The 25,420-nt window shown below is 65.8% G+C and carries 22 protein-coding genes and 1 riboswitch; of the genes, 16 read left to right on the forward strand and 6 right to left on the reverse strand.

Translation table 11 applies throughout. The features are described from left to right. Positions 1–79 precede the first annotated feature (79 nt). From tdh to art_RS19640, 4 genes are all read left to right on the forward strand, one after another. Positions 80–1,129: an L-threonine 3-dehydrogenase gene (gene tdh, locus art_RS19625; protein WP_038467615.1), complete on the forward strand. Its 1,050-nt coding sequence runs from the start codon at positions 80–82 to the stop codon at positions 1,127–1,129. 157 nt (positions 1,130–1,286) lie between these two features. Beyond that, positions 1,287–2,495 carry a glycine C-acetyltransferase gene (locus art_RS19630; RefSeq protein ID WP_038467618.1) on the forward strand — a complete coding sequence of 403 codons (1,209 nt, stop codon included), beginning with the start codon at positions 1,287–1,289 and terminating at the stop codon, positions 2,493–2,495. A 133-nt stretch (positions 2,496–2,628) separates the two neighbouring features. Beyond that, the gene (locus tag art_RS19635) at positions 2,629–3,480 is read left to right on the forward strand and encodes a hypothetical protein (protein WP_038467621.1); all 852 of its coding nucleotides are present in this window, start codon (positions 2,629–2,631) and stop codon (positions 3,478–3,480) included. Position 3,481: 1 nt separating this feature from the next. Beyond that, positions 3,482–4,423, forward strand: a complete 942-nt coding sequence (locus art_RS19640) for a phosphotransferase family protein (RefSeq protein WP_038467624.1) — start codon at positions 3,482–3,484, stop codon at positions 4,421–4,423. Here the strand turns inward: art_RS19640 and art_RS19645 are convergent. Beyond that, positions 4,407–5,414, reverse strand: coding sequence for a formylglycine-generating enzyme family protein (locus art_RS19645; RefSeq protein WP_082000462.1), 1,008 nt, complete (start codon positions 5,412–5,414; stop codon positions 4,407–4,409). The two genes, art_RS19640 and art_RS19645, sit on opposite strands and share 17 nt — an antisense overlap. Positions 5,415–5,545: 131 nt before the next feature. Between art_RS19645 and art_RS19650 the strand changes: the two genes are divergently transcribed. Then, positions 5,546–6,661: an FAD-binding oxidoreductase gene (locus tag art_RS19650; RefSeq protein WP_038471143.1), complete on the forward strand. Its 1,116-nt coding sequence runs from the start codon at positions 5,546–5,548 to the stop codon at positions 6,659–6,661. A gap of 138 nt (positions 6,662–6,799) precedes the next feature. Here the strand turns inward: art_RS19650 and art_RS19655 are convergent, their stop codons facing one another. Next, on the reverse strand, positions 6,800–7,444 hold the full coding sequence (locus art_RS19655; RefSeq protein ID WP_038467627.1) for a LysE family translocator: 645 nt from the start codon (positions 7,442–7,444) through the stop codon (positions 6,800–6,802). 122 nt (positions 7,445–7,566) lie between these two features. On the opposite strand from art_RS19655, the gene hutI reads away from it, so the two are divergent. The 6 genes from hutI to art_RS19685 all read left to right on the forward strand — a co-directional run bounded on the left by hutI (position 7,567) and on the right by art_RS19685 (position 14,057). Then, the gene (gene hutI / locus art_RS19660; protein ID WP_038467630.1) at positions 7,567–8,790 is read left to right on the forward strand and encodes an imidazolonepropionase; all 1,224 of its coding nucleotides are present in this window, start codon (positions 7,567–7,569) and stop codon (positions 8,788–8,790) included. Between the two features lie 550 nt (positions 8,791–9,340). Then, entirely contained in the window at positions 9,341–10,246 is a 906-nt protein-coding gene (locus art_RS19665) for an SIS domain-containing protein (RefSeq protein WP_038467633.1), read from the forward strand. A 127-nt stretch (positions 10,247–10,373) separates the two neighbouring features. Beyond that, positions 10,374–11,420: an ROK family protein gene (locus art_RS19670; RefSeq protein WP_082000464.1), complete on the forward strand. Its 1,047-nt coding sequence runs from the start codon at positions 10,374–10,376 to the stop codon at positions 11,418–11,420. Next, positions 11,417–12,379, forward strand: a complete 963-nt coding sequence (locus art_RS19675; RefSeq protein ID WP_038467636.1) for a 1-phosphofructokinase family hexose kinase — start codon at positions 11,417–11,419, stop codon at positions 12,377–12,379. The genes art_RS19670 and art_RS19675 overlap by 4 nt, the downstream gene beginning before the upstream one ends. Before the next feature lie 12 nt (positions 12,380–12,391). Beyond that, positions 12,392–13,231 carry a class II fructose-bisphosphate aldolase gene (locus tag art_RS19680; RefSeq protein ID WP_038467639.1) on the forward strand — a complete coding sequence of 280 codons (840 nt, stop codon included), beginning with the start codon at positions 12,392–12,394 and terminating at the stop codon, positions 13,229–13,231. A 34-nt stretch (positions 13,232–13,265) separates the two neighbouring features. Continuing rightward, positions 13,266–14,057: a DeoR/GlpR family DNA-binding transcription regulator gene (locus tag art_RS19685; RefSeq protein WP_038467642.1), complete on the forward strand. Its 792-nt coding sequence runs from the start codon at positions 13,266–13,268 to the stop codon at positions 14,055–14,057. Positions 14,058–14,262: 205 nt separating this feature from the next. Here art_RS19685 and art_RS19690 read toward each other — a convergent pair whose 3' ends face one another. Next, positions 14,263–14,940 (reverse strand): histidine phosphatase family protein, encoded by a 678-nt coding sequence (locus art_RS19690; protein WP_038467645.1) that lies wholly within the window; start codon positions 14,938–14,940, stop codon positions 14,263–14,265. Between the two features lie 266 nt (positions 14,941–15,206). On the opposite strand from art_RS19690, the gene art_RS19695 reads away from it, so the two are divergent. Continuing rightward, on the forward strand, positions 15,207–15,917 hold the full coding sequence (locus art_RS19695; RefSeq protein ID WP_038471147.1) for a CPBP family intramembrane glutamic endopeptidase: 711 nt from the start codon (positions 15,207–15,209) through the stop codon (positions 15,915–15,917). A 228-nt stretch (positions 15,918–16,145) separates the two neighbouring features. Here the strand turns inward: art_RS19695 and art_RS19700 are convergent, their stop codons facing one another. Beyond that, positions 16,146–16,784: a VOC family protein gene (locus art_RS19700; RefSeq protein ID WP_038467648.1), complete on the reverse strand. Its 639-nt coding sequence runs from the start codon at positions 16,782–16,784 to the stop codon at positions 16,146–16,148. A 126-nt stretch (positions 16,785–16,910) separates the two neighbouring features. Here art_RS19700 and art_RS19705 point away from each other — a divergent pair, with 126 nt between their 5' ends. The 3 genes from art_RS19705 to art_RS19715 all read left to right on the forward strand — a co-directional run bounded on the left by art_RS19705 (position 16,911) and on the right by art_RS19715 (position 22,811). Then, entirely contained in the window at positions 16,911–19,508 is a 2,598-nt protein-coding gene (locus art_RS19705) for a Tex family protein (protein WP_082000465.1), read from the forward strand. Between the two features lie 587 nt (positions 19,509–20,095). Further along, a riboswitch (SAM riboswitch) is annotated at positions 20,096–20,212 on the forward strand. Positions 20,213–20,289: 77 nt separating this feature from the next. Beyond that, positions 20,290–21,606 (forward strand): bifunctional o-acetylhomoserine/o-acetylserine sulfhydrylase, encoded by a 1,317-nt coding sequence (locus tag art_RS19710; protein ID WP_038467651.1) that lies wholly within the window; start codon positions 20,290–20,292, stop codon positions 21,604–21,606. Positions 21,607–21,728: 122 nt separating this feature from the next. Further along, positions 21,729–22,811, forward strand: coding sequence for a homoserine O-acetyltransferase (locus tag art_RS19715; RefSeq protein WP_225437402.1), 1,083 nt, complete (start codon positions 21,729–21,731; stop codon positions 22,809–22,811). A 144-nt stretch (positions 22,812–22,955) separates the two neighbouring features. Here the strand turns inward: art_RS19715 and art_RS19720 are convergent, their stop codons facing one another. Then, positions 22,956–23,414, reverse strand: a complete 459-nt coding sequence (locus art_RS19720) for a hypothetical protein (protein WP_038467655.1) — start codon at positions 23,412–23,414, stop codon at positions 22,956–22,958. Positions 23,415–23,828: 414 nt separating this feature from the next. Further along, the gene (locus art_RS19725) at positions 23,829–24,578 is read right to left on the reverse strand and encodes an SGNH/GDSL hydrolase family protein (protein WP_082000607.1); all 750 of its coding nucleotides are present in this window, start codon (positions 24,576–24,578) and stop codon (positions 23,829–23,831) included. A 156-nt stretch (positions 24,579–24,734) separates the two neighbouring features. Between art_RS19725 and art_RS19730 the strand changes: the two genes are divergently transcribed. Beyond that, positions 24,735–25,385: an alpha/beta hydrolase gene (locus art_RS19730; RefSeq protein ID WP_038467661.1), complete on the forward strand. Its 651-nt coding sequence runs from the start codon at positions 24,735–24,737 to the stop codon at positions 25,383–25,385. Positions 25,386–25,420 lie beyond the last annotated feature (35 nt).

The following is a 25,420-nucleotide window of genomic DNA, read 5'->3' on the forward strand; positions in this document are numbered from 1 at the left end:
GCTAAACGGTTTCAGGGGCTGTAATGGAATTCAACGCCCGCGACGGGCCCGCACCCCTCCACGACAGGACTGCACGCCCATGAAAGCTCTGTACAAATCCGGCCCCCACGCAGGCTTCGAACTGGTTGACCGGCCCGAACCGGTTGCCGGGCCGCGCGAGGTCAAGATCAAGGTCCACACCACGGGCCTCTGCGGCACCGACCTCCACATCCAGGCGTGGGATGCGTGGGCGGCCTCCACCATCGTGGCGCCGCTGATCGCCGGGCACGAGTTCTACGGCGAAATCGTGGAAATCGGCTCCGACGTCCACAGCGTCAAGGTGGGCGACAAGGTCTCCGGCGAGGGCCACATCGTGTGCGGACTGTGCCGCAACTGCCGTGCCGGCCGCCGCCACATGTGCATCAACACCATCTCCGTGGGCGTCCAGCGCGACGGCGCCTTCGCCGAATACGTCGTCATCCCCGAATCCAACGTCTGGGTGCACCACGACCCCTCCATCACCCCGGAACTCGGCGCCATCTTTGACCCGCTGGGCAACGCCGTCCACACCGCGCTGAGCTTCGACCTCATAGGCGAGGACGTCCTCATCACCGGAGCCGGCCCCATCGGCCTCATGGCCATCGCCGTGGCCCGCCACGCCGGCGCCCGCAAGATCGCCATCACCGACGTCTCCGCGCCCCGCCTTGCGATGGCCACCGCCATGGGTGCCGACCTCGCCGTCAACGTCGCCACCACCACCCTGCGCGAAGCCCAGCAGCAGCTCGGCCTGCGTGAAGGATTCGATGTCGGCATGGAAATGTCTGGCCATCCCACCGCCCTGCCTGAAATGATCGACAACATGAACCACGGCGGCCGCATCGCCATGTTGGGCCTGCCCAGCGAGTCGATCGACATCAACTGGGGCAAGGTCGTCACCCACATGCTCACGCTGAAGGGCATTTACGGACGGGAAATGTATGAAACCTGGTATGCCATGAGTGCCATGCTCTCCTCCAACCCGGTCCTGCGCAAGGCCGTCGCCTCCGTGGTCACCGATGTCCTGCCCGCCACCGAATGGGAGCAGGCGTTCAGCACGGCCCGCGCCGGCACCGGCGGCAAGATCGTGCTCGACTGGTCGGTCTTCTCCTAGACTTTTGAGCCTGCGCAAGCCTGTGTTTGCTGAACCACAGCGCCTGCGCAACCACAGTGCCTAAGTAGCCACAGCGTTTCCAAGCACGACGGCGGGACCCCGCCATCCGCCGTCGTGCTTCCTCCCAGCACCCCCACCACGAACGTAAGGATCGATAATGTTCTCCTCCATGAAGGACCAGCTCGCCACCGAACTGGCCGAAATCAGCGCCGCCGGCCTGTTCAAGACCGAACGCCAGATCACCACGGCGCAGTCCAGCCACATCGAGGCAGGCCCGCTGGGCGGGGCCACCGCCGGCGTGCTGAACTTCTGCGCCAACAACTACCTGGGCCTGGCCAACCACCCGGACATCATTGCCGCCGCGAAGTCGGCCCTGGACAGCCACGGCTTCGGCATGGCCAGCGTCCGCTTCATCTGCGGCACGCAGGACCTGCACCTGGAACTGGAGGCGGCCGTCTCGGCATTCCTGGGCACCGAGGACACCATCCTGTTCTCCTCCTGCTTCGACGCCAACGGCGGCGTGTTTGAATCGCTGTTCGGCGCCGAGGACGCCATCATCTCCGACTCCCTGAACCACGCCTCCATCATCGACGGCATCCGCCTGTCCAAGGCCGCGCGTTTCCGCTACGCCAACCAGGACATGGCCGACCTTGAGGCCCAGCTGCAGGCTGCCGCCGCGCTGAATGATGGCGCCGGAGCCCGCCGCACCATCATCGTCACCGACGGCGTGTTCTCGATGGACGGTTTCCTGGCCCCGCTGGGCGCCATCTGCGACCTTGCCGACAAGTATGACGCCCTCGTCATGGTGGACGACTCCCACGCCGTCGGCTTCATGGGTGCCACGGGCGCCGGAACGCCGGAGCATGCAGGGGTTTCGGACCGGATCGACATCTACACCGGCACCTTCGGCAAGGCCCTCGGCGGCGCATCGGGCGGCTACGTTGCAGGACGCGGGGAGATCGTCGCCATGCTGCGCCAGAAGGCACGCCCCTACTTGTTCTCCAACTCGCTCGCACCCGCCATCGTTGCTGCAACGCTAAAGGCACTGGAACTTGTGGCGGGTTCCGTGGAACTGCGCGGCAAGCTGTTCGAGAACGCCGCACTGTTCCGGCGCCGCATGGAAGAAGAAGGCTTCACGCTGCTCCCCGGCGAGCACGCCATCGTGCCCGTCATGTTCGGCGACGCCGTCGAGGCCGCCCGCGTGGCCGACGCCATGCTGGATCACGGCGTGTTCGTCACGGCCTTCAGCTTCCCCGTGGTGCCGCGCGGCGAGGCCCGCATCCGGGTCCAGCTTTCGGCAGCGCACAGCACCGACGATGTCGAGGCCTGCGTCCAGGCGTTCATCGCCGCCCGCGCCGAAGGGTAGCCGCTTGGGGACGGCAGGCCCGGCCTCTCGCGAGCAGTAAGATTTTGCCGCTCAGTCTTCGCGAGCAAAATCCATCCTCGCTCCGAGGCCCGGCCAGCCTCCCCGCCACGCTTCGGCATGGCAGGATGAAAACATGACTTACGGCTGGGACATCCGCGCACGCGTGCAATTCGAGGGCGACGCCCATGTGATCGAGGACAGTTGCGGCTTCAACGGGCCCAACGCCTGGATCATCGACGGTGCCACCTCACTGTTGGAGCCCCTGGTGCTTCCCGCCGCATCGAACCCGCAATGGCTGGCCCAGGAACTCACGCAGGTGCTGGGTGCCGGAGCCCCTGATCCAGCCCGGCAGGGGGTTCGGGCCGTGCTGGCCGGTGCGTTGGCCGCCATCGACGCTGCCGGCACGGAGCTGGTGGGCGCCGAGAAAGTCCGCTTTCCCAGTGCCGCCATCTCCGTGGCCCAGCTGAATGCCGGCGGTGTGGAAATCGCCAGCCTGGCGGATTGCACCGTGGTTGTCAGGATGCACGACGGCGCCACCCACCTCGTGCGCGCAGGCGACGCCGACGCGGGGGTTCCGCTGGTCGAGCCTGTCGAGCTGGTCCCGCCGGCACCGTTGGTCGAGCCTTTCGAGGCCACGGCGAGCAAGTCCCAGGAGCTGCCAACCCGCCGTGACCTCCTCATCCGCGACCGCGAACTGCGCAACACCCCCGGCCGGCTCTGGGTGGCGCGGCGCGAACCCGAGGCGGCCGACCACGCCCACGTCGTGCAGCTTGGCCAGCCCGAGCTGATGGTGATGGCCAGCGACGGGGCCTGGCGCGCCGTCGACCTTGGCATTGTCAGCGGGCCGGAGGAATTCCTCGCCCGCACCGCCACCACCGTGGACGCGCTGGGTCTCATGCACGAGCTGCGCGTACGGCAGGCGGAAATTGGCGAGATCGCCGACGACGCCACCATCCTCGCGCTCGCCCCTCGGCCCCGGCGATGACATGAGCCAGCGCATTGCCTGGTCCCAGCTCCCGCAGCAGGTCCGCGCAGGAGTCGAGGAAATTCTCGGCGAAGCGGTAGTCGAGGCGGTCTCCCAGCCGGGCGGATTCTCCCCGGGATCGGCGGACAGGGTGCTCCTGGCGTCGGGGCGCCGCGCGTTCGTGAAGGCCGTCAGCGCCGACGCCAACGCCACGTCCCCGGAACTCCACCGCCGTGAAGCAGTCATTTCCGCTGCCCTGCCGACGGCCGTTCCCGCACCGAAATTTCTCGGGATGTACGACGACGGCACCTGGGTTGCGCTGGTCCTCGCCGATGTGCCGGGCCGGCATCCGCAGGAACCGTGGGTTGAGGCTGAAGTCTCAACGGTTCTTGACGCGCTGGCCGGCATAGTTTCGCTGCAACTGCCGTCCGGACTTGAGCTGAACCGCCATGAAGAATCGCTTAGCCAGGCCTTTCTGGGATGGGAAAAACTCACCCGGCGCCCCATGGACGGAACCGACCACGCCATGGATCCATGGGCTGCTGCCCATCTGGCGGAACTTGCGGAACTTGCCCAAAAAGGTGTCACGGCGCTGGCCGGAAACTCGCTGGTCCACGGCGACCTGCGGGCCGACAACATCCTGCTGACGGAGCACCGCGCGGTTCTGCTCGACTGGCCCTGGGCGGATATTGGCTCACCCTGGTCCGATGCCCTGGCCGTGCTCATCAACGTGAAAACAACAGCGCCGGACACAAATGTGGAGCACTGGTTCACGGCCCATCCGGTGTTCTCGGGAGCCAGCCAGGACGCCATCAATGGCGTCCTGGCTGGGTACGCCGGCTATTTTCTGGACATGTCCCGCCGTCCGGCACCGCCAAGCATCACCACGCTGCGTTCCTTTCAGCGAAAGCAGGGCGACGCCGTACTCGGCTGGCTCAGGTCCCGCCTCAGCCAGCCAGGCTGACCGTCCGGAACCCCAAGTTGCCGCTGGCGGATTCGGGGGAGTTGGAGCTGCGGGCTGCGAGACGGTAGCGGTTGCAATAGGAATCGTGGCACAGGTAGGAGCCGCCGCGCATGACCCGGCCGCGGCCGATCGTGGGACCGGCCGGGTCCGTCACGGTGCCCTCGGCCAGGCAGCTCTTGTAGTACTTGGGCAGGAACCAGTCGGCGCACCACTCCCAGACGTTGCCGCTGGTTTGATACAGCCCATAGCCGTTCGGCTCGAAACTCTCGGCAGGCGCGGTGGTGAGGAATCCGTCGTCGCACGTGTTGACGGTGGGGAAGGTGCCCTGCCAAATGTTGCAGCGGTGGACCGTGCCACCGTCCCCATCAACGCCGTGCAGCTCGTTGCCCCACGGGTAGCGCGATTGCGCCAGACCGCCGCGCGCAGCAAATTCCCACTGCGCCTCGGTGGGCAGTGCTCGCCCGGCCCAAGCACAATAAGCCAGTGCATCGGTGTGGGAAACCTGGGTGACTGGGTGCTCGGGGAAGTCCCGCCAGTTGGACAGGGGGCCCGCCGGGTGTGCCCAGTCGGCGCCGCGGACATTGAGCCACCAGGGCGTGCCGGCGGCGGTGCCCAAAATGTCCGCCGCAGCAGCCTGTACGGCCAGATGGAATACGGCCGAGGTGCCGTAGAGCTCGGATTCCGTGCGATAGCCAGTGGCGTCGATGAATGCGGCAAAGGCGGCATTGCTCACGGCGGTGGTGTCGATGCTGAACGCTGAGACGGCGACCTGGTGGACGGGTGTTTCCCCGTCGGCCGGGTAGCCCTCATCGAAGGGGTCGCCCATGGCGAAGGTGCCGCCCGGTATCGCCGCCTGCACGCTCAGGTGCGTTGCCCGGGGAGTACGTTCCGCCGTGGCTGTGGGCACGCTGAGGGAAAACACCTGGGGAGCTGAGGGGGAGTGCTCGGCATGGCCGGCCGCACGGCCTTCGGGACTGCAACAACTTGACATGGACTCTCTTCACACACTCTCTCTGCGCCGGATTCTGGGACTGGCTACAGTCTATGCAGTGGCCCAGATCATCTGCACAACGGCCGCGGGTGCGTTGGCAATGGACCGTGCTGGTGTGCCACGATGGCGCCATGGATACGGACATTTTGATCATTGGCGGCGGGATTGCCGGGCTATCACTGGCGTGGGCACTGGCACCCTCGAGGCGTGTGGTGCTGGTTGAGGCCGAAGAAGAGCTGGCCCATCACACGTCATCGCGCTCGGCCCGTCAGATGCAGCCCAACTACGGGCCGCCCGTCATCCGGGAACTGACGCTGCGCAGCATCGCCTTGGTGCAGGAAATCTCGGCCTCCCTGCCGGAGCCGATCCTCAGGCCGAGGCCGCTGCTGACCCTTGGCAGCCACGCGGAGGTTGCGGCGCTGGTGGCGCAGCACCCCGCCCTGGTGGCACTGGACCATGCTGAAACCCTGCAGCTCAGCCCGGATCTGCGGCCGGGAGGGTTTACAGCTGCCGCGCTGGACGATTCCGCCATGGAGGTGGACGTCCCTGCGCTGTTGGAGTTTTACCGCAGCCAGGCACAGGCCGCCGGTGCCGTGGTGCTGACCGCGGCTCCCGTCACTGCTGCCGAAGCCTCGCCCGGCTCGTTCACCGGCTCGTTCACCCTCATGGCCGGCCAACACCGGATCACCGCCAATGTCGTGGTCAATGCCGCAGGCGCCTGGGCGGAGCCGGTGGCAGCCATCTTCGGTGCGCAGACCAAGAATCTGGTGCCGTACCGGCGCAGCGTGGCCATCGTGTCCACCGCCTCCCCGGTGAACCCTGCCGGGCCCATGGTGGAGCCCGCCGACGAGTCGTACTACTACAGGCCCGACGGCGGACACCTCCTGATCTCGCCCTGCGAATCCGTGCCGGCCGAGCCGGGCGACGCGCAGGTGCTCGACGCCGACATCACCAAACTGATCCACCGCATTGACGCCGTCACAACGTTGGCGATAACCGGCGTCGTACGTGCCTGGACGGGGTTGCGGACGGAAGCGCCCGACGGCGTGCCGGTGGCGGGCTTCGACGCGGCAGTGCCGAACTTCTTTTGGCTGGCGGGGCAGGGCGGCTACGGCATCCAGACCTCGGCGGCGCTCGCAACGTTGGCCGCGCAGCTCATCGCGGGGACCGTGCCGGCCAAAGACGCGCCATGGGCTGCGGCGCTGAGCCCGCAGCGGGCGGGGCTGCAGGGTTCGGGGCGGCACTAACCCGACTCCTGCGGCCCGTTAACGCACCATGGTGCGCCACCTCAGAAGTGGCGCACCATGGTGACTTAACCGCCCACAGCCCCAATGCTGGGGGAGGCGTGAAGCCCGTGCCGGCCTAGCTGGTGGCGCCGTGCGGGCCTAGCTGGTGGCCCCGGAAGCCAGCACACCGGCCCCGAGCACAGCCAAGATGGCGCTGCTGATGCGTTCGATGACGGTGTTGACCTTGGGCTTCTTCAGCCACTTCATGGTCTTATAGGCCACCAAGGCGATGACCACCAGGTAGACGAAGCCGATGATGGCAAGTGTCAGGCCCAGCAGCAATGCCGTGCCGAGCGTGTTGCCACCGTGGGGAATGAACTGCGGCACAACGGCCAGGTAAAACAAGCCGACCTTGGGGTTCAGCAGCGTGGAAACTGTGCCGGCGCCATACGCGGCACCGCGGCTGTAGGGCAGCGGCGCCTCCTTCGAGCCGCCCGCGGCGATCCCTGCCTTGCGTGCCTTGCGTGCCTTCAGGAGCGCCGAAATGCCCAGGTACATCAGGTACAGCCCGCCGGCGATCTTGATCCACCTAAACACCTCAGCGGATTGCTCCAAGACAGCGGCCAAGCCAAATCCCACCAGGGCGCCCCACACAATCGCACCGGTCCCGCTGCCGGCGGCCGCGCAAATCCCGGCAGAGACCCGGTTCATGGAAATGCGCAGCACCAGGAAGGTGTCGGGGCCGGGAATCAGGGCCAGCATCAGGCACAGCCCGGCAAAGCCCAGAAGGGAAACAAACGTCATACCACTATTGTCACGGCTGTCGGGTGCTGCGTGCAAGCGAAACGGGCGCCGGTATCTGCCATGCCAGACGCCGCCTGAACGCCGGGCACCGCAGGTGAGCCACGCCGTCGTAGGCTGATGGCATGAGTGAACTGATCAGCAACATCGGTGAATTGATGACCCAGGACGGCGAGCTGGGCACGCTGCGGGATGCGGCCGTGGTGATGGAGGGGGAGCGGATCGCGTGGATCGGGCCAAGCAACAAGGCCCCGGCCGCCGACAGTCACACGGACGCGCAGGGGCGGGCGGTGCTGCCCGGGTGGGTGGATTCGCACACGCACCTGATCTTTGCCGGGGACCGCACCGCCGAATTTGAGGCGCGCATGGCAGGGGAGAGCTACAGTGCAGGCGGGATTGCCGTCACGGTGGACGCCACGCGCGACGCCTCCGACTACGACCTCACCCGGATGGGCCTGGGTCGGGTGGCCGAGGCGGTCTCGCAGGGCACCACGTACCTCGAGACGAAAACCGGCTACGGGCTGGACGTGGACCAGGAAGGGCGCAGCGCCAGGATCGCCTCCACTGTGGCCGACGAGGTCACCTACCTCGGCGCTCACCTGGTCCCGGCCGGCATGGACGCCGACGAGTACACCGAGCTGGTCTGCGGCGACATGCTCGCCGCCGTCCGCCCGTACGTTGCCTGGGCCGACGTTTTTTGTGAGCGCGGCGCCTTCACCCCGGAACAGTCCCGCCAGGTGCTGTCCGCCTGCCGCGACGCCGGGCTGGGGTTGCGCGTCCACGGCAACCAGCTGGGTCCCGGCGCAGGGGTGGCGCTCGCCGTCGAGTTTGCCGCCGCCAGTGTTGACCACGTGAATTTCCTGACGGACGACGACGTGTCCCGCCTTGCGCAGTCATGGGCCGCCTGGGATGGGGGAGCCAATGCGGGGCGTGGTTCCGGTGTGCGCGGAACTGTCGCCACCGTGCTGCCAGCCTGTGACCTCTCGACCCGCGCCCCGCTGGCTCCGGCCCGTGAACTGTTGGATGCCGGCGTGCAGCTGGCCATCGCCACGAATGCCAATCCGGGCACTTCATACACGTCCTCGATGGCTTTCTGCGTGACGACCGCCGTGCTGCAGATGGGGCTCAGCGTGCACGAGGCCGTACGCGCTGCAACCTATGGGGGAGCACTGGCCCTGGGCCGCGCATCCGGACTGGATGAGGACGGCAAACGGGCCGTTGGCACACTTGCCGTGGGGCACCGGGCGGACCTGCACATGCTCAAGGCCACATCCGCCACGCACCTGGCCTACCGGCCGGGGGTCCCGCTGACGGCCGCAGTGTGGCGTGAAGGCGTCCGCAAGATCTAATGCCCTGGGTGGTTAGTGCCCTGGGTGGTGTGGCCGGTTCACCCGTGCTCGTGGCCGTCCCCGATCCCGTGGAGGTTGAAACAGCAGCTGTTTCAACCTCCACGGGCCGAAGTGGCACCGAAAATGGGACGAACCCGCAGCACCTCTGCCCCGGTTCACCGAAAATGGGTCCGAGTCGCCACCTGCCGCCAAAGTCGCGCCCTCCTCGCGAGATCGACCCATTCTCGCGGGAGGGGGCTCGCTGCGGCGTGGTTTAGGGCCAATGTCGAAGCGCGCTGCAACGCCCACTTGACCACGTCAGCTGAATGATCGCATCAGCTGCTCTTTCGAAGTTGCTGGGCGGGACGTGGAGCGGAAATTGCGTGTGGAAGGGAAGGCTCGTGCTTGCAGCCTCCGGTTCCGGGTTGAAAACGTTGCAGGAAGAATGATTGAAGTTGACGTTTTACGATCACTAATAATCATCATGTGTTAGACTTGGGCTAAAGAAAACGTCTTCCGCACGCCACAGAAGTGCCGCCGGACCAAGACCTGAAACAAGGAGCACGCCAGCATGAGCGAGAACACCCAACTTGGCCCCTTCATGGATGCCGAACTCACCAGCCAGCCTGAGGTTTGGGCCAAGGCCATTGCCCAGGCCAAGAGCGAGAACCTGCTCCCGGCAGACGGCGCACGCGTTGCCGTGATTGGCTGCGGCACCTCCTGGTTCATGGCCCAGAGCTACGCCACGGCCCGCGAAGCTGCAGGCAAGGGTGTCACCGACGCCTTCGCCGCGTCCGAGGCTTTCCTGGGCGCCGAGCGCGGCTATGACGCCGTCATCGCCATTACCCGCTCGGGCACCACCACCGAGGTGCTGGAAATCCTGACCGCCATCAAGGGCACCGTGCACACCGTTGCCCTGGTGGGCGACGTCAACTCGCCGATCATGACCTTGGTCGATGCCGTCGTCGAACTGCCCTACGCCGACGAGCAGTCAGTGGTGCAGACCCGCTTTGCCACCACCGCCCTGACGTACCTGCTGACCAGCGTTGGCATGGACCTGAGTGCGGCCGTGGAAGACGCCAAGATTACGGTGACCGCCCCGGTTTCGCAGGAACTGATCGACGCCGAGCAGTTCACCTTCCTGGGCACCGGTTGGACCGTGGGCCTGGCACACGAGGCGGGTTTGAAGATGCGCGAAGCAGTGCAGGGCTGGACCGAGTCCTACCCGGCCAAGGAATACCGCCACGGCCCCATCTCCATCGCCGCCCCGAACCGCGTCACCTGGATGTTCGGCGAGCAGCCCGAGGGCCTGGACCGCGACGTTGCCAAGACCGGTGCGCTGTACGTCAACACCACCGTGCACCCGCTCGCGGAACTGGCCGGCATCCACCGCATCACCCTGGAGCGTGCCCGGGCCCGCGGCATGAACCCGGACCTGCCGCGCAACCTGTCACGCTCGGTCATCCTGGACGACTAACAACACCGGGTACCGGCTAAAATGGCAGGCACCCCACTTTTATCAAGGTGGGGTGCCTGCTGTTTAACCACTTGTTTTTCCGTCCACCTTTGCCCTGTGCGTTTTCCTGCGAAAGTACCTGAACTTTATGAACACCGTGACGAACCAGGCCGGCCATCCCGGCCCCCAGTCCAACGGCACTCAGCCCGGCACCCAGCCCGTCGTTGCCGCCCAGGGAGGCAACGACGTCGTACTTGCCTTTGACATTGGCGGCACCGACATGAAAGTGGGCATCGTGCGCGGCGATGCGCTCCAAGGCGGCGTCGAGGTGCACGATGTGCAGCGCCACCCCACCCCGCTGGACGGTGCACGATCGGGGGAGAGCGTCTGTGCGCGGATCGTGGAACTGACGGCCGAATACCGGGCGGCGCATCCGGAACTGCAGATTTCCGCGGTGGGCGTGACGGTGCCGGGCATCGTCGATGAGGCGGCCGGAGTGGGCGTGTACTCGGCCAACCTGGGCTGGAAAGACTTCCCGTTCACGGCGACGCTGACCGCTGCGCTGGGGCTGCCCGTTGGTTTTGGGCACGACGTCGGCATGGCCGGTGAGGCTGAATTCCGTCTCGGCGCCGCTGTAGGCAAGAAAGATGTGCTCGTCCTGGTGATTGGCACGGGCATCGCCGGGGCGGTATTGTGCGACGGCCACCGTGTTGCCGGCGGCGGTTATGCCGGGGAGATCGGCCACGCCATGGTCCCGGCGCCGGATGGCAGCCTGGCGATCATGGAGTCGCTCGGCTCGGCCGGTGCCATAGCGCGCCGCTACACCGAAGCGACCGGATCCTCCGTGGCCGGTGCCCGCGCGGTGCTGGCTCTGGCCGGAGAAGGCGATGCGGTGGCAGCGCAGGTCTGGAAGGACGCCATCAACGCCCTCGCGTTCAGCGTGGCCCAGTGTGTTTCCATCCTCGGCACCCACACCGTGGTGCTCGGCGGCGGGCTGTCCATGGCCGGCCCCGCCCTGTTTGAACCGCTCGCAGCCCGGGTGGATGAGCTGCTGACATTCCACCGCCGACCCGAATACGTGCACGCGGCACTGGGTGAAAACGCCGGCCTGATCGGATCGGCACTGAAGGCCCGCAGCCTCAGTGGTGGTGGCACTGCCGATGCCGGAGTTGGCACAACGGAGGCAGCATCATGAACAACCTCGTTTTGACCGTCACCCCCAACCCGGCCGTCGACGTCACCTACACCGTGGCTGGCATTCATCTGGGCTCCTCGCACCGCGTCCCCACCCCGCTATACCGGGCAGGCGGCAAGGGACTGAACGTTTCCCGTGTAGCGCACCAGCTGGGCCACCCCACGCTCGCCATCGCCACGGTTGGCGGGCCTTCCGGCGAGCAGTTCCGCGACGACGTTGCCGACTCCGGCATGCTGCACCACCTGGTTCCCGTGGCCGCCGCAACCCGCCGCACTGTGGCCCTGGTGGACACCGCGGCCGAGAACACCACCAGCATTTTCAACGAGGCCGGCCCGGCCCTGTCCGCCGCCGAATGGCAGGCGCTGGCCGCAGCTGTCGTTGACAACCTGGCCGGTGTCCAGACGTCCGACGGCGTGCGCCGCCCGGGCGTCCTCGTCGGCTCCGGCTCCCTCCCGGAGCAGGCACCGGCCGACTTTTATCCCGCCCTGGTTGCCCTGGCCCACGCGGCCGGGGTGCCCGCCATCATCGACACCTCGGGTGCCGGCATCCTGGCCGCCGCCAGGGCAGGGGCGGATCTGCTCAAGCCCAACAACCACGAACTCATGGAAGCCGTGGGGGAGAACGACCTGGTCGCCGCCGCCCGCAAGCTCATGGACCTGGGCGCCAAGCGAGTCCTGGTCAGCGTGGGTGAGGAAGGCATGCTGGCCTTCAGCGCCGACATGCCCGGCACATACATCCAGGCGCAACTGCCGGCCCCGCTCAGCGGCAACCCGACAGGGGCGGGAGACGCGGCGGTGAGCGCGGCCGCCGTCGCACTTGCCAACGGAACCACGGACCTGCGCGAGATTCTGCGCCAGGCCACCTCATGGAGCGCCGCCGCCGTGCTCATGCCGGGCGCCGGGGAAATCTCACCCCGGCACGCCGAGCTGGCCCAACAACTTATCCTCTCAGACCACTAAGGATCTCATTTCATGGCTTTGACAAACACGCGCGACATCATGGACCTGGCGGCGAAGGCCGGCACGGGGCAGGGCGCGTTCAACGTGATCCACCTCGAGACCATCGAGGGGCTGATCGGCGGGGCCGAGGCCGCCGGGCGTCCGGTCATCCTGCAGATCTCCGAGAATTGTGCCAAGTTCCATGGCGGGCTGGAGCCGGTTGCGGTGGCCACGCTGGCCGCGGCCCGCAAGGCGTCCGTGCCGGTGGCCGTGCACCTCGACCACGCCGAGTCCGAGGCGCTGGCGTACGAGGCGGTGGACTTGGGCTTCGGCTCCATCATGTACGACGGCGCCCACCTCGAGTATGCGGAAAATGTGGAGACCACGGCCCGTGTGGCGGCCTACGCCCACGCACGCGGCGTGTATGTTGAGGCCGAGCTGGGCAAGGTTGGCGGCAAGGACGGTGCCCACGCTCCCGGCGTGCTGACCGATCCGACCGAAGCTGCCGCCTTCGTAGCCGCGACCGGTGTTGACGCGCTGGCCGTTGCCGTTGGCTCTTCACACGCCATGACCGAGCGTTCCGCCGCGTTAAACCTGGAACGCATCGCCCAGTTGAAGGCCGCCCTTCAGGTGCCCCTGGTGCTGCATGGTTCCTCGGGTGTTTCCGATGAGAACATCGTGGCGGCCATTGCGGCCGGCATGACGAAGATTAACGTCTCCACCCACCTGAACGGCTTCTTCACCCGTGCCGTGCGCGAATACCTCGACGCCAACCCGGCGGTGGTGGACTCACGCAAGTACCTGGGCGCCGGCCGGGACGCACTGGTTCCGGAAGTGTCCCGCCTGCTGTCCCTGTTTGCCGCCGCCAACTAACCCAAAATGGCGGTTCGCCGCCCAGGAGTGCCACATGAACAGAACTGAACGACTCACCGCCATCTTGGACATTCTGGCCTCCGACGGTCAGGTGGAAGTGGATGAGATCGTCGAGAAGCTTGGCGTCTCCCCGGCCACCGCACGCCGAGACCTCGATTCACTGGCCAATGAGCGGTTGCTGACGCGCACCCGCGGCGGTGCCACGAGCGGTTCAGTTTCCTATGACCTGCCCGGGCGGTACAACCGGGACGACTACGCGCTGGAAAAGCAGCAGATCGCCCACGCCGCCAGCGCCTTGATCCCCAAGGGGGCCGTCATTGGTTTGTGTGGCGGCACCACCAGCACGGCCCTGGCACAGGTGCTCTCCACGCGAGAGGACCTCATGGAGCAGTCCAACCGGCCCACCCTCACGGTGGTTACGAACGCCATCAACATTGCCGCCCAGCTGGCCATCCGGCCCAACTTCAAGATCATGGTCACGGGCGGCATTGTGAACCCGCGTTCCTATGAACTCGTGGGACCGTACGCGGATTCCATCCTGCAGCGGGTGGCCCTGGACTTTGCCTTCATTGGCGTCAACGGCATTGAGCCCGGTGCCGCTCCCACCATCAACGATGAGGGTGAGGCATCGGTCAATTCCAAGATGGCCCGCCGCGCCTCCGAGGCATTCATCCTGGCCGACGCCTCCAAGATTGGCCGCCGCGCGTTCGCCACCATGGACCTGACAAACCTGGGCACGCTCATCACAGACTCCACCATCACCGACGAACAGTTGCAGGCGTTCAAGGATGCAAGCACCAACGTGATCGTGGCACCCGCGCTGTAGCTCTTCAAACGCTCCCTCCAAACGGGTGTTTTGGCCGACGCTCCCTCACCAAAACGTTCCGCGCCGCCGCGCCAGATGCATCGCCGCGCCAGATGCGCCGCCGCGCCGGATGCGGCCGTGAACTCGCAGTAGATGCCCTCCTTTTCAACAGGGAGGGCATCTACTGCGAGTTCGAGGGACGTTTCGGGCAGGGAAGCCCCGCGGATCACCAAATGCGGTCGGGGGCGTCCAACACGGTGGTGCCCGGTTCAGCGGGGGTCCACTGCGCGAACGCCCTGTCCAACGTGTAGCGGTCGCCGTCTTTGATAAGCGTGCGCGTTTCAGCGTTCTCCGGGTTGTTCAGCGACTCAAAATACTCCACCGACCAGTGGAACCAGCGCATGCAGAACAGCCGCATGGTCAGCCCGTGCGTGACGAACAAGGCGTTGGGGGCGGAATCGGTCCGGTCCCAGTGCCTGAACAGGGTCTCCATGAACGAGGACACCCTGTCGTACACGTCCGAGCCCGATTCGCCCTCCCGGAACCTGTAGAAAAAATGCCCGTAAGCGTTGCGCAGTTCCTTCTGGTCGGCAATCTCCTCCGGGTTCTGGAAGTTCGCCCAGTCCTGCTCCCGCAGCCGCGGCTCCTCCATGGTCGTCTCCACAAGATCGCCCAGCTTCATCGCCTCGAGCGTCTGGTACGCACGCAGATACGGCGAGACATAAACGCGCACCTGTTGCCCATCCAGCTGCCGTCGGATCCTCTCACCGGCCGCCTTCGCCTGCTCCACGCCGAGCTCGGTAAGCGGAATCCGGTAATCGGGAATCCTGTTGTAAATGGTCTGGTCAACATTCGCGGCCGACTGTCCGTGCCGCACCATGATGATCTGTCGCGGTGCACCCATGCCACCTAGCGTATTCCCCACGCCCGCCCAAACCTCGCAAGCCCGGCCCGGGTCCCTGGGGTGCAGGGGCCCGGCGCATGCGATTTCCGTCCAAGGACGGCATGATTGGGACTATGAGTGATCCTGTTCCCGCTATTTCCAAGCACGACGCCGTTCCTCCCGTTCCGGCCCCAACCCCCTTGGGTGCGGGGTCGCCAACTGCGAAAGGTGCGGGGTCCGGCGTCGACCATCAGGGCTGGGGAAACAAATCACGGCGGCGGCTGATCATGGAGGTGCTGCTGGTGCTGGGTGTGTCGCTGGGGCAGTCGGCGGTGTACTCGGTGGTGTCGTTGCTGGACAAGATGAGCCGGGCGCCGATTTCGCAGGGCACCGCCACGTTGAATGCGGTGCGCAACAACCGCGAATTCTTTGACTTTACCTACCAGATCCTGGACATTGTCTTTGCGCTGGTGCCGGTCTTGCTCGTGTTTTACCTGCTGGCTGAACCGGGGAAGTCGGTGTTCTTGAAGATGGGGCTGGATTGGCGGCATCCGTGGCGTGACGGGCTCGGCGCGCTGGGGCTGCTGGTCATTATTGGTGTGCCGTCGTTGGGCCTCTATGCTGCGGGGCGGGCGCTTGGTGTGACAACCGAGATCATTCCCAGCGCCCTGAACCAGTACTGGTGGACGGTGCCGGTGCTGGTGCTCTCGGCGATCCGGGCCGGCGTACTGGAGGAAGTGATCCTGAACGGCTACCTGCTGGGGCGGCTGCAGAAAATCGGGCTGGGCTGGTGGTCCGCGATTTTCCTGGCCGCCCTGCTGCGCGGCAGCTACCACCTATATCAGGGGTTCGGACCGTTCATCGGCAACTTTGTGATGGGGCTGCTGTTTGGCTGGGTGTACAAGAAATGGGGCCGGGTCGCGCCGCTCGTGGCCGCACACGCGCTGGTGGACATCGCGGCCTTCACGCTGGGTCCGTCGCTGGGTTTCGGCGGCTGAGCTTTGTGCCTTTCCCTTCATGTCCTCCTGGACTTTCCTCACCCGCAACCTGCCCTCCCCGTCATTCAAATCGAGTACGCAGTTGTTGCACTGGAAAGCGCTTTCATGCGTCCTTTTCGTCCAACAACTGCTTAATGGATTTCGGGACGGTGACTCAACGAAAACGGCACCCACCCTCGAAGGTGGATGCCGCGGTCGTGGGCCCACAAAGTGGGCCCCCAAGAAAAGCTAGATCGTGACCTGGCCGCCGGCCGTTTCGAAGGTTACGGACATGATGCCGGGGGTGCCGCGCGGGGCGATCCACTCCACGGCGACGTCGTTCAGGGGTGCCTCGACGGGTTCGCCGAGCCATTCGGTGACGCGTTCGGCGCTGCCGGCGATGGTCAGCGAGGACAGCTTGACGGTGGACTCGCGGGCCAGTGACGGGTGCAGGGCGGGGTCGCCCTCCCATTTGAGCATGTACGGCACCTGCGGGTCGGCGATCAGGCCCATGATGCCGATCTGCTGCCAGATCAACTCCTGGCCGTCGGGGAACTTGCGGTTGCCGGGGACGGCGCTGCGGCCGAGGCGTTCTTCAAAGGGGGTGAGGTCGTCAACGGCGACGCACCAGCCCATCCATCCGCCGCCTGCTGCCGAACGCGCCTTGACGGCCTGGCCGAACGGCGCCTTGTCGGACGCGGGGTGGTTGAGGCACTCGACAATTTCCACATAGTGGTGGTCGGTGAGGGGGATGATCATATTGCGGGTGCCGAAGCGCGGGTGGATGCCGCCCTTCACCGCTTTGACCCCGAGGGCACCGGCGATTCGCTCCGTGGTGGCAGCCAATCCGTCTGATTCACTGGCATAAGAAACATGGTCCATTCGCATGACTTCATCTTGGCACTTTGTTCAACGGCGCTCGACTTAGCGTTACCTAAGTCACATGGGACGTCTGATGTTAGGGACTTCTGTGAGGGGCTTCGCGTTGCCCGCCACGTGGGGCAGAATTGAGGTGTGACTGACATTTTGCACGCCCCGCTGACCCTGCCCACCGCCGCTGCACAGGCCGAGCGCATCATTGCCGCCATCGCCGCCGAGCTGGGTGTGCGTGCCGCCCACGTTCGTGCCGCGATTGGACTGATGGACGACGGCGCCAGCGTCCCCTTTATTGCCCGGTACAGAAAAGAAGTCACCGGGACGCTGGATGACGCCCAGCTGCGTGATCTGGACGAGCGCTTGCGGTACCTGCGCGACTTGGAAGCCCGGCGCGTGGTGGTGTTGGAAACCATCCACGGCTTGGGTAAGTTGAGCGAGGCGTTGCGCCGCTCTGTTGAGTCGGCCGCCACGAAGTCCGAACTGGAGGACCTGTACCTGCCGTACAAGTCGACCCGCAAAACCAAGGCGGACGCCGCCCGCGAGGCCGGTCTGGAGCCGCTGCTTGATGCACTGCTCGCGGATCCTGCCACGTTCCCCGCGGTGGCAGCCGACGCCTTTGTCGATGCTGCCCGCGGTGTCGCCAACGCCGACGATGCCCTGGCCGGGGCCCGCTCCATCCTGATCGAACGCGCAGGCCAGGACCCCGTCCTGGTGGGGGAATTGCGCGAACGGCTGTGGAAAACCGGCCGGCTGCGCTCCTCCGTCAAGACCGGCAAGGACAACGCAGGAGAGAAGTTCAAGGACTACTTTGACTTCGCCCAGCCACCCCACACCCTGCCCAGCCACCGGGTCCTGGCCCTGCTGCGTGGTGAAAAGGAGGGCGTGCTTTCGCTCGACCTGTCGGAGGCCGACTCCCGTGACGCCGACGCCCAGACGCAGGCCCGCGCCGCGTACGAAGGCGCCGTGGCGCGTTCGCTCGGCATTGCCGAATCTGGGCGTGCAGCCGACACCTGGCTCATGACCAGCGCCCGGTTGGCCTGGCGGACCCGCATCCTGACCCGCCTGTCAGTTGACCTGCGCGTGCGGCTCTTCCAAAGTGCCGAAGAGGAATCCGTGCGGGTTTTTGCCGCCAACCTCAGGGACGTTTTGCTGGCGGCCCCGGCCGGCAACCGCGCCACCTTGGGCCTCGACCCTGGCCTGCGCACCGGCACCAAGGTGGCCGTGGTTGATGGCACGGGCAAGGTTGCCGCCACCGACACCATCTACCCGCACGCCCCGGCCAGGCGCTGGAACGAGGCACTCGCAACCCTGGTCTCACTGGCACAGAGGTATGACGTTGAGTTGGTGGCCATTGGCAATGGAACGGCCAGCCGCGAGACCGACAAATTGGCTGCAGAGCTGGTGGCCGAACTTAAGCGCCAAAACCCGGAGAGCAAGGTCAGCAAGCTCGTCGTTTCCGAGGCTGGCGCCTCGGTCTACTCGGCCTCGGCACTGGCCGGTGCCGAACTTCCCGGCATGGACGTCTCGCTCCGTGGTGCGGTGTCCATCGCGCGCCGCCTGCAAGACCCGCTCGCCGAACTGGTCAAGATCGAGCCCAAGTCCATCGGCGTGGGCCAGTACCAGCACGACCTCACCCCCGCCAAGCTCGACCGCTCCCTCGACGCCGTCGTTGAAGACTGTGTCAACGCAGTGGGTGTTGACCTGAACATGGCCTCGCCCGCGCTCCTGGCGAGGGTGGCCGGCGTCGGGCCCCTCCTGAGCGAAAACATTGTGGCGCACAGGAACGAGCACGGCCCGTTCAGCAAGCGCCGGGAATTGTTGAAGGTTGCGCGCCTCGGCCCCAAGGCCTTTGAACAGTGCGCCGGCTTCCTGCGGATCACCGGCGGAGCGGAGCCCCTCGACGCCTCAAGCGTGCACCCCGAAGCGTACGGTGTGGCACGCAAAATCCTCGCCGCGGTGGGTGCCAAACCGGCCGAGATTACCGTCGGCGTGGGTGCCGTGGCATCGGTCAACCCGGCCGATTTTGTCGATGGCGACTTCGGCCTGCCCACCGTCCAAGACATCGTTGCCGAGCTGCAAAAGACCGGGCGCGACCCCCGCCCCCGCTTCGAAACGGCCACCTTCGCCGACGGCATCGAGAAGATCACCGACCTGCGCCCCGGCATGATCCTGGAAGGCACCGTCTCCAACGTGGCCGCATTTGGCGCGTTCGTTGACATCGGCGTGCACCAGGACGGGCTGGTCCACGTCTCCGCCATGAGCAACTCCTTCGTCTCCGACCCGCATTCAGTGGTCAAGTCCGGCCAGGTTGTGCGCGTGAAGGTCCTTGAGGTGGAGCCCGAGCGGAAGCGGATTTCGCTGACGCTGCGCCTGGATGATGAGTCGAAGGCGGGGGAGCGCGTGGCCGGGAAGCCCGACGCCGGCTCCCGCGCGTCCAGCCGGCCCTCGCCTCAGGGCGGTGGTGCGGTTGCGCGCGGCCGCGGACAAGGTGCCAACCCTGGCCGTGGACAGGGCTCCAACCCTGGCTCCGCACAAGGCTCCAACCCTGGCTCCGCACAGGGCTCCAACTCCGGCCAGGGCCGCCAACCGGGTGGGCAGAAGGGTGGGCAACGTGGTCCCCGGGGGACCGGCGCGCAGACCCGCCCCAACACTGCCGCCCCGTCAGCCAACACGGCGGCACCGTCGGCCAACACAGCAATGGCGGAGGCACTGCGGCGGGCGGGGCTGGGCAAATAGTTCCACGAATTCCGGAACGAAAACACCACGTGGGCCTGGTCGACACGACTACCACCGTTGCGTGAGCTCATACGCACAGGTCATCCCTACTGGCGCGTATAGACGCTTGGACGCACCACTCGTGGCGAGTGGTGCGTCTGTGTCCGCGATTCCGCCGGCGCTCGGACTCGCTGCACTGCTGCTGCGCGTGGTTGTGCCGTAACGGTGCACAGCTTGACAATTTTCGCAGCTTCAAAAGTGGCGCGTGGTTGTGCCGTAACGGTGCGCAGGTGTTTACTGTTCCGACGCCATCAGCGTTCCGACGCAGCCCGGCGGCAGGGGGCGGGAGCTGGAAGGTGGGTGTCGCGGCCGGCCCACCCATGCATAAATTCGCATGACGGGTCTGGAGCTGCGAGATGCATCGTACATCCTTGCAGCGCTCAGCTCCACACCGGGTTGGCGGCCAAATAAGTCCGAATGTGACAAACGGTCAGTCATTCATTCAGGTAACGGCACTTTCGGGGCCAGAATTCAAACAGTTCTTCGGTAAAAGTCATAAACTCGTCACAATCTTGCAAGCGCGCGGCGATTCTTTCACACTGGATGCAGGTCATGAGTGTCAGCGCACAGCCCCGGCTTGCTGACCGGCAACCCTCCTTCCGCGGTGGGGTGCCCCGGGTGAGGACCTGGCATCGAACCGACCGGTTCCGGTGCAAGCGCGGGCCATCCGCAACGCAACCCTGCGACCGCTTGACGTGTCGGGGGCTTTCGTTGCAGGCCTCTAGTGTTAAAGGAAACAGCCATGAGCAACGGTTGGTCATTTGAAACCCGTCAGATCCACGTAGGCCAGGAGCCCGACGCCACCACCGGCGCCCGCGCACTGCCGATCTACCAGACAACATCATTCGTGTTCCCGTCGGCCGAGAGCGCCGCGGCGCGGTTTGCCCTGGCGGAGCTGGAGCCGATCTACACCCGCATCGGCAACCCCACCACGGCAGTGGTCGAAGACCGCATTGCCAACCTCGAAGGCGGCGTCGGCGCATTGCTGCTGGCGTCGGGCCAGGCGGCAACCACTTTTGCGATCCTGAATATTGCCGAAGCCGGCGATCACATTGTCTCCAGCCCCAGCGTCTACGGAGGCACATTCAACCTGCTGGCCCACTCGCTGAAGAAGCTCGGCATCGAGACCACGTTCGTCTCCGACCCCGACAACCTGGACGAATGGCGTGCAGCCGTGCGTCCCAACACCAAGGCGTTCTTCGGCGAGACGGTCTCCAACCCGCGCCAAGACGTGCTGGATTTGGAAAACATCAGCGCGATCGCCCACGAAGCCGGCGTGCCGCTCATCGTGGACAACACCCTTGCCACCCCGTACCTGATCCGCCCGCTCGAGTGGGGTGCCGACATCGTCATCCACTCCGCCACCAAGTACCTGGGCGGACACGGCACTGCCATCGGCGGCGTGATTGTGGACGGCGGCAAGTTCGACTTTGCAGCCAACCCCGAGAAGTTCCCGGGCTTCAACACGCCCGACGAAACCTACAACGGCATTGTCTTTGCCCGCGACCTCGGCGTCGGCTGCGCGCTGGGCGCCAACCTGGCATACGTGCTCAAGGCCCGGGTCCAGCTGCTGCGCGACCTTGGCGCAGCCATCTCACCGTTCAACGCCTTCCTCATTGCCCAGGGCGTTGAGACGTTGAGCCTGCGCGTGGAACGCCACGTCAGCAACGCCGTCACGGTCGCCGAATGGCTTGAGGCCAACGAGAACGTTGCAGCCGTGGCCTACGCCGGCATCCCCTCAAGCCCCTGGTTTGAACGCGGCCGCAAGTACGGTCCCAACGGTGTTGGCGCCATCATCTCCTTCGACATCAAGGGCGGCCTCGAGGCCGGAAAGCGCTTTGTGGACGGCCTCGAGCTGCACTCGCACGTCGCCAACCTCGGTGACGTGCGTTCCCTCGTCATCCACCCGGCCTCCACCACCCACGCCCAGCTCTCACCCGAGCAGCAGCTTGCCGCAGGTGTGCGCCCGGGAGCGGTCCGGCTGTCCGTCGGGCTGGAAAACGTCGCGGACATCATCGCCGACCTCGAAGCCGGATTCCGCGCAGCCAAATCAGCGTGAGTCCAGTGAGCCTAGTGATTCCGACGGCTGTGGAGGGCAACGTGTTTTCCCCCGAAGCAGAAATCGACGCACCAGAACCAGTCGGCAGTGACTTCTCCGCCGCTGTTGGCCAGGGCGGCGGTGTGCTGCGTTCAATCCACATCGGCGAACTGCCGCTCGAAGCCGGGGGCGTGCTGCCCTCGGTCACCATGGCCTTTGAATGCTGGGGCACCCTGAACGCCTCCGGTGACAACGCCGTCCTCATCCAACACGCGTTGACCGGCAGCACCCACGTCAGCCGCGGCGACTCCGAGGAGGACGGCTGGTGGGAAGGTCTCGTCGGTCCCGGCGAGGTCATCGACACCAACAAGTACTTCGTGGTCTGCGCCAACATGCTCGGCGGTTGCTACGGCACCACCGGGCCCTCCAGCATCGCCTCCGACGGCCGGCCCTACGGCTCCCGCTTTCCCTTCGTCACCATCCGTGATTCGGTCGACGCTGAGGCGCTGCTGGCCGACAGGCTGGGAATCGCCTCTTGGAACGCCGTCATTGGCGGTTCCATGGGTGGTGCGCGGGCGTTGGAATGGGCCGCAAGCCACCCGGAGCGGGTGCGGCGTTGCGCCGTGATCGCGTCCTGCGCGGCAAGCACTGCCGAGCAGATTGCCTTTGCCCAGGCGCAGGTGTTGGCGATCCGCCAGGATCCCAACTTTGCCGGCGGGGACTATTACGACGGCGCAGCACCCGCCTTGGGCTTGGGGCTGGCCCGCCGGATTGCCCACATCACCTACCGCTCCGAGACGGAGATGGACGGGCGTTTTGGGCGGCTGGCACAGGGAGACGGGACCATCAGCCATGACAGGCTGGAGTCCGCCGAATCCGCCAGGTACCGGGTGGAAAGCTACCTTGACCACCAGGCGCACAAGCTGGTGGGCCGCTTCGATGCCAACAGCTACATCGCCATCACCGAGGCGCTCATGAGTCATGACGTGGCGCGTGGCCGGGGCAGCCTCGAGGAGGCACTTGCCGTGACGGACGGCGTCGAATTTATCGTGGCAGCCGTCAACAGCGACCGGCTGTACTTCCCGGCACAATCGGAAGCGCTGGCCGCAGCACTGCCGGGGCATGTGCCGGTGGGCCGAATAGATTCACCCATTGGGCACGACGGTTTCCTCACGGAAGTTACCGCCGTGGGTGCGTTGCTGCAGGAGTCCTTCTTCCAGCCCTGACCGCCGCCCCTCCCCACATCCACCCACTGCGGATCAGCCGGCGCGTTACCACTGGCGGGTCTCCGTATTGGGCCCTCGGGTGCGTGGGCCCAAAGAGATTGCCCCTGCAGAAGATTTGCAGGGGCAATCTTTTGCGTACCTTCGTTAGAAGTTCTTGAAGATCGCTTCCCGGTGTGTGGCGTACTGCTCGGCCGTGACCTGGCCGGCTCGGCGGGCCGCATCCAGTGCGTCGAGCTGACGCTTGAGCTCAGCTTCGGCACGCATGCGCTCATTGGCGAACCCGGTGGTCTGGTGGCCGTGGGAGTTGTCGTAATTTTGCAGCGGAACACCGTTGAGCAAGGTCCCGACATAGGGTGTCCCGGAAGCCTGGTGGGCGACACCCTGACGTCCTGCCGGATTCGCACCAGACGGGGACCCGGCCACTGGATGGGCCGGGGTGCCAACATGGGTGCTGGCCTGCTGGGAGCGCTTCTTGCGGTTGGCGGCCCGGACAAATGAACTGATCAGGATCACGCCCATGATGACCAGCACAAAGAATGGTTGGAGGGAGAATGATGGGGTCGATGACGCGGCAACACTGCCCACAGCTAGTGGCCCAAACATGACTGTCACAATGCACCTCTTCTGATAGGGCGCACAACCCCACAGCGCCTCCACTCATCCTAGTCGCCTTGGCTGTGCACCGGCCCCGGCGTGCCGGGACGGGCTCGCAATCAGAGACAATTCGAAGGCTTTTCGGACGTATTGCACAAGGGTGGAGACTCATGTGGCGCACATGTCCCATGCAGAGGCCCGGCTGCCAGGTGACGGCAGCCCCCTTGGTGCTGCCTTCGGTGCGGTACTGGCAGCGCTATTGTTCAAACGGGCAGGGCCAGTCACTCAATGACGCTGACGCCGTGGTTGCGCAAGCGGGTGCTGAGCCAGCGGAAGCGGCGGCTGAGATGACGGGGCAAACCATGAACGACGGCGTGCACCTCGCCGAGCATGCCCCGTCGTCCATCTTTTGCTGGGGCAGCCTTACAAGCCGGGGCCGAACACCGGCCCGGGCGTGGGGCGTTTGGCGGTGATGCCGTCGCCGGAAGATTGGTGCCGGATCCGGCGCAGCACCCACGGAACCAGGAATTCCCTGGCCCAGACAAGGTCTCCGGCGCGGGCAGTTTGCCAATTTTGCGGAGGGAGCGGTGTCGGCTCAAGTGGCACGAGGCCGTGGCGGACGTTCAAGGCCGCCAACACCATGATGGCGATGGTGTGGTGGCCGAGCGGGGAGAAATGCAGTCTGTCATCAGCCCACATCTGCGTGTCGCTGAGTTGCCGCAGCGACCACATGTCACCCACGACCGCGTCGTGCCGGGCGGCGATGGTGCGCAGGTTTTCGTTGTAGACGGCCACCCGGCCGCGCACCATGCCAAGAACGGGGGTGTCGCGAATGTCGGGTCCGTTTAACAACAGCACGGTGGCTCCGGCGGCAGCCATCCGCCCCACAGCCCTGTCCAACTGCTCTGCAAGGGCATCGGGATCCGAACCGGGCCGGATGAGGTCGTTGCCGCCGGCGGAAATACTGATCAAGTCCGGCTTGAGTGCTAAGGCAGGTTCCAGCTGTTCGCCGAGAATCTGGCCCAGAAGGCGCCCCCGAATGGCCAGATTGGCATAGCGGAAATCTGCTGTGCCGTGGCTCAATTCCTCAGCCACGCGGTCAGCCCAGCCGCGGTAGCCGCCGGGGCTTGACGGCTCGGGGTCGCCGATGCCCTCGGTAAATGAGTCGCCCATGGCGACGTAGCGGGTCCAGGGATGCTGCAGCAAAGAATCATTCACACTTACATACTGCCCGGTAACCTCGTTGCGGCGCCACCCCTATGCACCGGAATCCACAGATTTCCCCTCCCGCATTTTTGGGCCTGCCGGTCTGCATGGAAAGATGTGAACATGAGTGAAACCCCCACAGTCCTTTGGTCACGCCCTGAAACTGAACGCGCCGGAACACCACTTTTGGTAATTTTCCACGGCTACGGCGCCGACGAGGCGGACCTGTTCTCGCTGGCCAGCCAGCTCCCCTCCGACTTCACCGTGGCCTCGGTCCGGGCGCCGCTGCAGGCCGGACCCGGCTACGCCTGGTTCCCGTTGCGCAACGACCTCAGCTACTCGGTGACGGCCGTGACGGAGGCCGCGACCGCCGTCGAACTTTGGCTGGACGGCGTCCGCGAGGCCCACACATCCGTGACGCTGCTGGGCTTCTCGCAGGGCATGTGCATGGCCACCTCGCTGCTGCGCCACCGCCCCACCGACTATGCCGCAGTGGTGGGACTGTCGGGATTTGTGGTCGATGACGAGGGTGATCCGTTCTTCGACGACGCCGCCGTGGCCGCCGCCAAGCCGGAGATTTTCTGGGGCCGCGACCAAGCCGACCCGGTCATCCCGCAGACCGCCGTCGAGGCCACCAACACCTGGATGCACGGCCATGTGAAGCTCACCAAGGTGCTTTACACGGGCATTTTCCATGGCATCAACGCCCAGGAAATCGCGCACGTGGGCGAGTTCCTACAGTACAAGGTCCTGAACGTGCAGACCACCAAGTAGCTCCCATTTAACGAACGACGGCGGCACTCAGGTTG

This window comes from Arthrobacter sp. PAMC 25486, from assembly GCF_000785535.1.
Taxonomy (GTDB): Bacteria; Actinomycetota; Actinomycetes; order Actinomycetales; family Micrococcaceae; genus Specibacter.

Excerpts from the sequence above, each read along its gene's own strand:
- art_RS19685 (WP_038467642.1), top strand. The coding sequence starts at position 13,266 with ATGAACAGAACTGAACGACTCACCGCCATCTTGGACATTCTGGCCTCC.
- art_RS19690 (WP_038467645.1), bottom strand. The coding sequence starts at position 14,940 with ATGGGTGCACCGCGACAGATCATCATGGTGCGGCACGGACAGTCGGCC.
- art_RS19700 (WP_038467648.1), bottom strand. The coding sequence starts at position 16,784 with ATGCGAATGGACCATGTTTCTTATGCCAGTGAATCAGACGGATTGGCT.
- art_RS19675 (WP_038467636.1), top strand. The coding sequence starts at position 11,417 with ATGAACAACCTCGTTTTGACCGTCACCCCCAACCCGGCCGTCGACGTC.
- art_RS19720 (WP_038467655.1), bottom strand. The coding sequence starts at position 23,414 with ATGTTTGGGCCACTAGCTGTGGGCAGTGTTGCCGCGTCATCGACCCCA.
- art_RS19640 (WP_038467624.1), top strand. The coding sequence starts at position 3,482 with ATGAGCCAGCGCATTGCCTGGTCCCAGCTCCCGCAGCAGGTCCGCGCA.
- art_RS19655 (WP_038467627.1), bottom strand. The coding sequence starts at position 7,444 with ATGACGTTTGTTTCCCTTCTGGGCTTTGCCGGGCTGTGCCTGATGCTG.
- art_RS19635 (WP_038467621.1), top strand. The coding sequence starts at position 2,629 with ATGACTTACGGCTGGGACATCCGCGCACGCGTGCAATTCGAGGGCGAC.
- art_RS19650 (WP_038471143.1), top strand. The coding sequence starts at position 5,546 with ATGGATACGGACATTTTGATCATTGGCGGCGGGATTGCCGGGCTATCA.
- art_RS19645 (WP_082000462.1), bottom strand. The coding sequence starts at position 5,414 with ATGTCAAGTTGTTGCAGTCCCGAAGGCCGTGCGGCCGGCCATGCCGAG.
- art_RS19695 (WP_038471147.1), top strand. The coding sequence starts at position 15,207 with ATGGAGGTGCTGCTGGTGCTGGGTGTGTCGCTGGGGCAGTCGGCGGTG.
- art_RS19670 (WP_082000464.1), top strand. The coding sequence starts at position 10,374 with ATGAACACCGTGACGAACCAGGCCGGCCATCCCGGCCCCCAGTCCAAC.
- art_RS19730 (WP_038467661.1), top strand. The coding sequence starts at position 24,735 with ATGAGTGAAACCCCCACAGTCCTTTGGTCACGCCCTGAAACTGAACGC.
- art_RS19665 (WP_038467633.1), top strand. The coding sequence starts at position 9,341 with ATGAGCGAGAACACCCAACTTGGCCCCTTCATGGATGCCGAACTCACC.
- art_RS19630 (WP_038467618.1), top strand. The coding sequence starts at position 1,287 with ATGTTCTCCTCCATGAAGGACCAGCTCGCCACCGAACTGGCCGAAATC.
- art_RS19725 (WP_082000607.1), bottom strand. The coding sequence starts at position 24,578 with ATGGGCGACTCATTTACCGAGGGCATCGGCGACCCCGAGCCGTCAAGC.
- hutI (WP_038467630.1), top strand. The coding sequence starts at position 7,567 with ATGAGTGAACTGATCAGCAACATCGGTGAATTGATGACCCAGGACGGC.
- art_RS19710 (WP_038467651.1), top strand. The coding sequence starts at position 20,290 with ATGAGCAACGGTTGGTCATTTGAAACCCGTCAGATCCACGTAGGCCAG.
- tdh (WP_038467615.1), top strand. The coding sequence starts at position 80 with ATGAAAGCTCTGTACAAATCCGGCCCCCACGCAGGCTTCGAACTGGTT.
- art_RS19680 (WP_038467639.1), top strand. The coding sequence starts at position 12,392 with ATGGCTTTGACAAACACGCGCGACATCATGGACCTGGCGGCGAAGGCC.